Source organism: Streptomyces sp. MK37H (genome assembly GCF_018035285.1).
In the GTDB taxonomy this organism is placed as follows: domain Bacteria; phylum Actinomycetota; class Actinomycetes; order Streptomycetales; family Streptomycetaceae; genus Streptomyces; species Streptomyces endocoffeicus.
Genome location: NZ_JAAAYH010000022.1, coordinates 42,057 through 49,377 on the forward strand (window position 1 = coordinate 42,057; position 7,321 = coordinate 49,377).

7 protein-coding genes are annotated in these 7,321 nt (G+C 70.8%); 1 reads left to right on the plus strand and 6 read right to left on the minus strand.

Annotated elements, in window-relative coordinates; genetic code table 11:
• Nucleotides 1–2: 2 nt before the first annotated feature.
• The 6 genes from GWI24_RS05935 to GWI24_RS05960 form a co-directional block, all read right to left on the minus strand.
• On the minus strand, nucleotides 3–1,556 hold the full coding sequence (locus GWI24_RS05935) for a class I adenylate-forming enzyme family protein (RefSeq protein WP_210944848.1): 1,554 nt from the start codon (nucleotides 1,554–1,556) through the stop codon (nucleotides 3–5).
• A 251-nt stretch (nucleotides 1,557–1,807) separates the two neighbouring features.
• Nucleotides 1,808–2,383, minus strand: coding sequence for a PadR family transcriptional regulator (locus GWI24_RS05940; protein WP_210944849.1), 576 nt, complete (start codon nucleotides 2,381–2,383; stop codon nucleotides 1,808–1,810).
• A gap of 190 nt (nucleotides 2,384–2,573) precedes the next feature.
• On the minus strand, nucleotides 2,574–4,001 hold the full coding sequence (locus GWI24_RS05945) for an Nramp family divalent metal transporter (protein ID WP_210944850.1): 1,428 nt from the start codon (nucleotides 3,999–4,001) through the stop codon (nucleotides 2,574–2,576).
• A gap of 90 nt (nucleotides 4,002–4,091) precedes the next feature.
• Nucleotides 4,092–5,045, minus strand: coding sequence for a phosphoglycerate dehydrogenase (locus GWI24_RS05950; RefSeq protein ID WP_210944851.1), 954 nt, complete (start codon nucleotides 5,043–5,045; stop codon nucleotides 4,092–4,094).
• The gene (locus GWI24_RS05955; protein WP_210944852.1) at nucleotides 5,045–5,830 is read right to left on the minus strand and encodes an HpcH/HpaI aldolase/citrate lyase family protein; all 786 of its coding nucleotides are present in this window, start codon (nucleotides 5,828–5,830) and stop codon (nucleotides 5,045–5,047) included. The genes GWI24_RS05950 and GWI24_RS05955 overlap by 1 nt, the downstream gene beginning before the upstream one ends.
• Nucleotides 5,831–5,869: 39 nt before the next feature.
• Nucleotides 5,870–6,850 (minus strand): aldo/keto reductase, encoded by a 981-nt coding sequence (locus tag GWI24_RS05960; RefSeq protein WP_210944853.1) that lies wholly within the window; start codon nucleotides 6,848–6,850, stop codon nucleotides 5,870–5,872.
• 274 nt (nucleotides 6,851–7,124) lie between these two features.
• On the opposite strand from GWI24_RS05960, the gene GWI24_RS05965 reads away from it, so the two are divergent.
• On the plus strand, nucleotides 7,125–7,321 hold a 197-nt coding region (locus GWI24_RS05965; protein ID WP_210944854.1), incomplete at its 3' end, for a hypothetical protein.

The window sequence follows — 7,321 nt, forward strand, 5'->3', positions numbered from 1 at the left end:
GTTCACCTGTCTGTCGCGGTGTCGCTGTCGGCCAGCGGGTGGTAGTCGCCGGAGCTCAGCCGGCGGCGGAGGATCTTGCCGGCGCCCGATTTGGGGATTTCCTCGACGGCGATGAGCCGCTTGGGGCGTTTGAGGGACGGCAGTCCGGAGCCCTCGCGCACATAGGAGCGGAGTTCGGTCAGCGCGCGGTCGGGGGTCGTCCCGCTCTCGGGGACGAAGAAGGCGGTGGCGGCCTGCCCCCAGCGGTCGTCGGGGAGCCCGACGACGACCACTTCGCTGATCACCGGACAGCCGATCAGTTTGTCCTCGATCTCGTCCGGATAGATGTTCTCGCCCCCGGAGTTGATCATGTCGTCGACGCGTCCGGTGACCCACAGGTCGCCGTCATCGTCGGCGACGGCGAGGTCACCGGGGAAGTACCAGCCACCTCGGATCGACTTGGTGTTCGCGTCGGGCCGGTGCCAGTAGCCGGTGAAGGCGTCCGGGTTGCGCATGGAGACGGCGATCTGTCCCTGCTCGCCCGGCGCCACCTCGGCATCGGGCGGGGCGTCCGGGAACGGCTCCACCAGGCGGACCCGGGAGAAGACCCCCGCCCGGCCCGCACATCCCGGCTTCGCGATGACATCGGTCCCGACGGTGAAGGTGTAGATCTCGGTGGATCCGAAGTGGTTGACGAAGGACTCCGGCCGCAGCGTGTCCACCAACCGCTTCACCAGCGTCGGAGTCATCGAAGCGCCGGCGTAGGCCAGCTTGCGCACGGATGTGGCCTGCCCCAGGCGGCCGGTGCGCAGCAGCGACCAGTAGATGGTGGGCACCAGGTAGAGCGAACTGATCTCCTCATGGGCGATGAGGTCGAGCATTTCCTCGGCGTCGAACCTGGTCTGGGGAACCCAGGTGCCCGCGGCGACAACGGTGGCGATGAGTGTGCGCAGTCCCATGGTGTGGAACAGCGGCATCACGCCGAGCGTCGTGTCGAAAAGTGACTGTCCGCTCTGCAACAGGTGGGCGACCGAGGCGTGGTACTCGGCACTGTGCGTGCGCGGCACACCCTTGGGCCTGCCGGTGGTCCCCGAGGTGTACAGCATGACGCTGATGTCCTGCTCCGACACCCGGACGTCGAGCGGTCCGTCCGGCTGGTCGCGCGCCAGGCGCTCGATGGTCGCCTCGGCCGGGTCTCCCGAGTGGATCCACGGAACCGCCTCGACGGAAGCGAGCGCCTCCTGCGCGAGAGCCGAGGTGGAGTCGTCGGCGATCACCAGCGCCGGCTCCGCGTCGGATATGCAGTAGGCGAGTTCCGAGGGGCCGAAGCGGAAGGACAGGGGTACGGAGACGGCTCCCAGCTTCTGCGCTGCCAGATGGAGGCTGGCCAGTGGTTCGCCTCCGGCACCCAGGAGTACCACCCGTTCCCGTGGACGGACCCCGAGCTCCGCCATCGCCCGTGCCAGCTGATTGGTGTGGCCGTCCCACTGTCCGTACGTCATCGGGGTCCTGCCACCGACAGCCCGGCGACGCGGATGGCGCTCGGCTGTCCAGCGCAGAACCGTGCTCAGATCCATCGCGGTCCTCTCCATTCCACATGCGCCTGCCGGCGCTCGGCGGAAGCTTCCCCATCGAATGATGCGAGCCGCACCGTATGATTCAGACCATCGTGGGATTGGAAGCTACGCCGACCTGAGGAGGGTGTCAACGGTCCGGAGACGACGACCGCGCCGCCCGCGCAGTTGGGCATGCCTGCCCGACGTTTCTGGGCATGCCTGTGGCCGCCACGCCCGGCGGGCATGGCGGCGTGTGTCACTGTGCGCCGGTCTTACCGGGCCGTCGGCCGCCTCTTCATGGACGAGAACTCACCGCGCTCGACGCGTTCCTGGACGCCGCGCCAGAACTCGCGCGCGGCGTATTCCATGCCCAGGCCGAGCTCGAGGGTGACCATACGGCTGGAGACCTCTTCGATCCCGCCGTAACGGCGCCGCATCTCCTCGTACTCCGCGATGCGCCGCTCGTGCTGCTCGATCTGGTCCCGGGCGAGGCGCGCCACGTCGTCCGGCTCCGCCAACTCGTTGAAGAAGAGCTTGATCTCCGCGATGTCGCGTAGTTCGAAGTGTTCCTTGACCGGCTCGGCCAGCCAGGCCCGCAGCGCGGCGTCGCCCGCCTCGGTGATCGTGTAGATCTTGCGCCGCCGCCCGGTCTCCTCCTCGTGGACGTCCAGAAACCCGGCCCCCTGAAGCCTTTTGGGCTCCGCGTACAGCTGAGCGTGCGGGAAGTTCCAGAAGTAGCCCACAGACCGGCCGATCGCGCGCTTGAGGTCGTAGGGGGTGGACGGGCCACGCATGGCGATCATCCCGAGAACCACGTACGACGTCGTCGAGAGCCGGAATGCTGACATGGTCCGAAGCGTACCGTGGCGCCGAGGGCCCTTTCGCTTCGGTGTGGGAAAGCGGCAGTTCACCACCAACGCCCCGCCATGTTCGCCCGGCATCGCCGCCTTCGGAGGCAGACGGGCACCGGCATGACGGGGCAGCAGGGGTCCGGCGGTGCGCGGTGCCGGGGCGGCACGAGCGCGCCTCGCCGCCGGTTCAGCTCCCGGGCGTGAGCTCGAGGGTGTCGAGCACTCCGTACACCCCGAGGAAGGCGATCGCCACACTGCTCAGCACGAGGGCGGCGGTCAGCCAGGGGTTGGCGCGGAAACGGGGCGGGACACCGGTGTAGCGCAGGCGCCAGACCGCGACCACGACCGCGAGCAGGAAGATGCCACCGCCGATGCCGCCGATCTGCACCATCAGGACCGGGGACTGGACCCACAGGAAGATGCACATCCACACCGGGGGCAGACAGCAGGTGAGGATGCGGATGGTGCGCGTGCGCGAGCGCATGTCGTGCCAGTCGACCACTCCGAGCAGCCCGAGGGTGTTGGTCCACAGGCGGGGAACGCTGGCCGACGAGGCGACGGTGACCGAGAAGAGGACGGCGATCGCGCCGGCCAGGAACAGGTACTCCGCCCAGGGACCGAGCGTGTCGGTGTAGATGTGCGACAGCGTGGTGATCATTTCGTTGCCCTCGGGCACCAGGCCCTGCGGATGGAGCACCGAGGCGCCGATCACGTAGAAGGACAGGGTGCAGATGGTGCACACGACCCAGGAGACGCCCACATCGAGCCGCATGACCTTGAGCCAGCCCTCGGCCCGCCGGGCGCGCTGCTCACTGCCGTCGTCGGGGCCGGTCCAGCGGGCGTAGCCCTTCTCCAGGCACCAGTAGGTGTACGTCGTCATCTCGTCGGCGCCGACACCGGTGATGCCGAACATGGCGAGCGCGATGCCGACCGTGCCCGCGGGGATCTGGAAGCTCAGCCCGTCGGCGAACTGCTCGGGGCCGTACCCGAAGGCGGTGAACGGCAGGGCGAGGGCCAGGCCGAAGGTGATGATCGTCTTGAGGGTGATGCCGACGACCTCGACCCGCTCGACGACGGGGTACTTGCCCGTCTGCAGGATGAGGATGGCGGCGCCGGTCACGATGAGGGCCCAGATCGTCAGCGACGGTGTGCTCAGCGACCCGCCGTGGATCGGCAGCAGGATCGAGCAGGCCGCCGCGGTGCCGCCGATGATGCCGCCGCGCTGGAACATCTTGGCGAAGTCCATGCCGATCCAGAGCCAGTTGATCCAGCTCAGCCGGCCGATCCGGGGGCCGACGTCGCGGAACCCGTCGAGCGCGGGCCGGCCGTTGAGGATGGTCCAGCGGGCCAGCTCCATCTGCACCCACACCTTGACCGCGGTCGAGACGATCACCAGCCACAGCAGGGCGAACCCGGCCTTAGCGCCGAGCGAGGTGGTGGTGATCAGCTCACCGGAGCCGACGACGGCGGCGGACAGCACGAGCCCGGGGCCGAGGTGGCGCAGTCGGCCGCGGAAGGTCTCGGGGGCCGGGCGGGCGTCTTCGGCCCGCAGTGCGTACGGGTCGGCCTGCGCGGGTGGCGGCGCCGCCGTGGCGCCGTCGGTAGTGGTGGACATAGCGGGTCCTTAGAGGATCTTCCGGCGTCGTCGCCGGTATCCGGAATGGGGACAGGTCGTGTGGGGGGGCGTGCCGTGTGCCGTGGTGTCTCAGCGCGCTGGGTGGCGCGGCTCCTCACCCGCCAGTACGCGGACGACGTCCTCGGCCACCATCGCGCCCATGGCCTGGTTGGCCTCGGGTGTGCAGGCGGCCATGTGGGAGGTGAGGACGGTGCGTGGGGCCTCGCGCAGCGGGTGGTCGGCGGGCAGCGGCTCGGTGCTGAACGCGTCGAGGGCCGCGGCCCCGAGGTGCCCGGAGCCGAGCAGGTCGGCGAGCGCGCGTTCGTCGACGAGGCCGCCGCGCGCGGCGTTGACCAGGATCGCGCCCGGCTTCATCGCCGCCAGGCGGGAGCGGTCGAGCAGCGGGGTGCCGGACGGGCCGGGCGGAGTGTGCAGGCTGACGGCGTCGGCGCGCTCCAGCAGGGCGTCGAGCGCGACCGGTTCGGCGCCGTGCGCGCGGATGTCGGCCTCGGGGACGTACGGGTCGTGGGCGAGCAGTTCCATCCCGAAGGCGCGCGCGTAACCGGCGAGCAGACGGCCGATGCGGCCGAAGCCGACGATGCCCAGCGTCTTGCCGTGCAGTTCGGGGCCGAACAGCTTCGGCCAGCCGCCCGCCGCCACCGCGGTGTGCGAGGCGGTCAGGGAGCGGGTCGCGGACAGCAGCAGACCGAAGGTGTACTCCGCCACCGCACGCGAATTGCTGCCCGGCGCGCACACCACCGGGATCGAGCGCGCGTGGGCGGCGGCCACGTCGATGGTGTCGACGCCGACACCGTGCTTGGCGATCACCTTGAGGCGGGGCGCGGCGTCCATCACCTCGGCGGTGATCGGGTCCATGCCGACGATCAGCGCATCCGCTTGGGCCGCGTGCGACAGGAGTTCGGCGGTGGGCAGCGCCGCGTCCTCGCGGGGGCGCAGGGGACCCGCTCCGGCCTGCTCCAGGATCTGCCAGGGCCGCGCCGAGTGCCGGGCGAAGGTGGGCGTCGTGATGAGCGTGGTCGGCATCAGCGGGCCTCGCCGCGTGCCGCCCGGAGGTGGGACGTCGCGATCTGCTGAAGGTGCACGACATCGGCCGCGACCGTCGCGAACGTGAAGCCCTCGGAGAGGCGACGGGCGGCGCTCTCGCCGTCGGCGTTGTGGATGCCGGCCGCGATGCCCACCGCCTCGGCCGCCTTGCGGACGCGGGCGAGGGCCTGCTCGAACTCGTCCTGTACGGCAGGGTCGGTGGACGTCGCGCCGCCGATGGCCAGGCGCAGATCGGACGGGCCGACGTAGACGCCGTCCAGGCCGGGGGTCCGGCAGATCTCCTCGAGGTTGGCCAGGCCGTCGGCCGTCTCGATCATCGCGAGGACGGCGGTCTGGTCGTGCGCGTCGGCCGGGTTCGGGCCGATGCGGAGCTGGGCACGCATCGGGCCGTACGAGCGGCGGCCCAGCGGCGGGTAGCGGACGGCGGCCACCGCGTCGGCGGCGTCCTGGGCGTTGTCGATCATCGGGACGATCACGGCGCTCGCGCCCGCGTCGAGCGCCTTGCCGATGTAGGTGAGGTCATTGGCCTCGACGCGCACCATGCCGACGGCGGTGCTGCCCTTGGTGTCGGTGGCGAGGAGGTTGTTCAGCATGCCCTGGTAGCCGAAGAGGCCGTGCTGGGCGTCGAAGGCCAGGTAGTCGTAGCCGACGCGGGCGAGGCGTTCGGCGGCGATCGGCGAGTCGAGCAGGGACCAGTAGCCGATGAGCTGCTCGCGATTGCGCAGTGCGGCGATGAACTGGGCGGAGGTGCGGCCGGTGGCCATGGGGGTCTCCCTTGCGACGTTGCGAGGTGGGCGGCGGGGTCAGCGGTTGTAGGCGGGCATCGGGCCGCGCAGCCGGGCACCGACCTCGTCGCAGGCGGTCAGGACGTCCGCGGGCAGCGGGCCCGCGGTCGCGGCGGCGATGTTGGCCTTCAGGTGCTCGACCCTGGAGCCGCCGAGCAGCAGCGCGTCGGTGGAGGGCCGGGACAGCAGCCAGCGCAGGGCCAGGTCGGTCAGCGGCAGGCCCGCCTCGGAGGCGATGCGGGAGAGGTCGGTGACGGCGTGGAACACCTCCTCGTTCCAGTACCGCTCGCGGTACATCGCGGCCACCTTGGAGTCGCCGAAGCGCCCGTTGTCCGGGACCTGATCGAAGCGGTGGCGGCCGGTGAGCAGGCCGCCGCCGAGCGGGTTGTAGACCACCGTGCGCAGTCCGGTACTGGAGGCGAATTCGACGTACTCCTCCTCGATGCGGCGCGCGAGGAGGTTGTGGAGCTGCTGGGCGACGACGGGACGGGGGGCGCCGACCTCGTCGGCCACGCGGTTCAGCTCGGCGATCTGCCAGGCGGCGAAGTTGGAGACGCCTAGGGCGAGGACCTTGCCCGCCCGTACGAACTCGGCGACGGTCGCCAGGGTCGCGCTCAGCGGTGTCCCGCGGTCCGGCTGGTGCAGATAGAAGAGGTCGACATGGTCGGTGCCCAGGCGCTTGAGGCTCCCGTCGAGCGCGGCGCGCAGGCCCTCGGGTGAGAGCGGGGCGTGCTCGCCCTGGTCGGGGTGCGGGATACCGGCCTTGGTGGCGAGGACCACCCGGTCGCGGCGGCCGGGCAGCAGCTCGGCGAGGATCCGTTCGCTCTCGCCGCCCGCGTAGCCGTTGGCGGTGTCCACGCCGGTGATGCCCGCGTCGAGCGCGGCGTCCACCATCGCGGCGGCCGTCGCGCGGTCGGCGGTGTCGCCGAAGGTCATCGTCCCGAGGACGAGAGGGGACAACTGGACGGGCACATGCGGGAGTGCGAGGCCGACGGTCACGGGCGGGTTCCTTCCAAGGCGGGCGGTGCGGGTGGTGCCGGTGGTGCGTGGTGCGTGGTGCGGGTCGTGCAGGTGAGACGGGTGGTGTGGCCGTACTCGTAGGCGATCACATGCGTGATGTGCGCATCGCGCATGGCGCCATGCGGCTCTGTGGCCCCGACCGGTCGTCGCGGTGGTTCCCCGCGACGCACCGCGCGGCGGCCGGGTGCGGTGCGATGCGATCTGCTGGGTAAGCCGGTCCGCGTCGCGCCGACGACGGCGACACGGTCCATGGGTGACGGCCGTCGACGCCATGGGAACGCTCGCACGGTTGCGTAAATCACGCAAGATGTCTCGCGCAGTTCACGCAACCTATGCCATGATCCTCACTGGGCCTGACCGTGTTGTCCATCGAGGTGCCGGGGACTCGCCGCCGCGCATCGCAGTCGCGCCGCTGCCCCGTCCGGCTGCCTCCACGGCGGCCACCCGAAC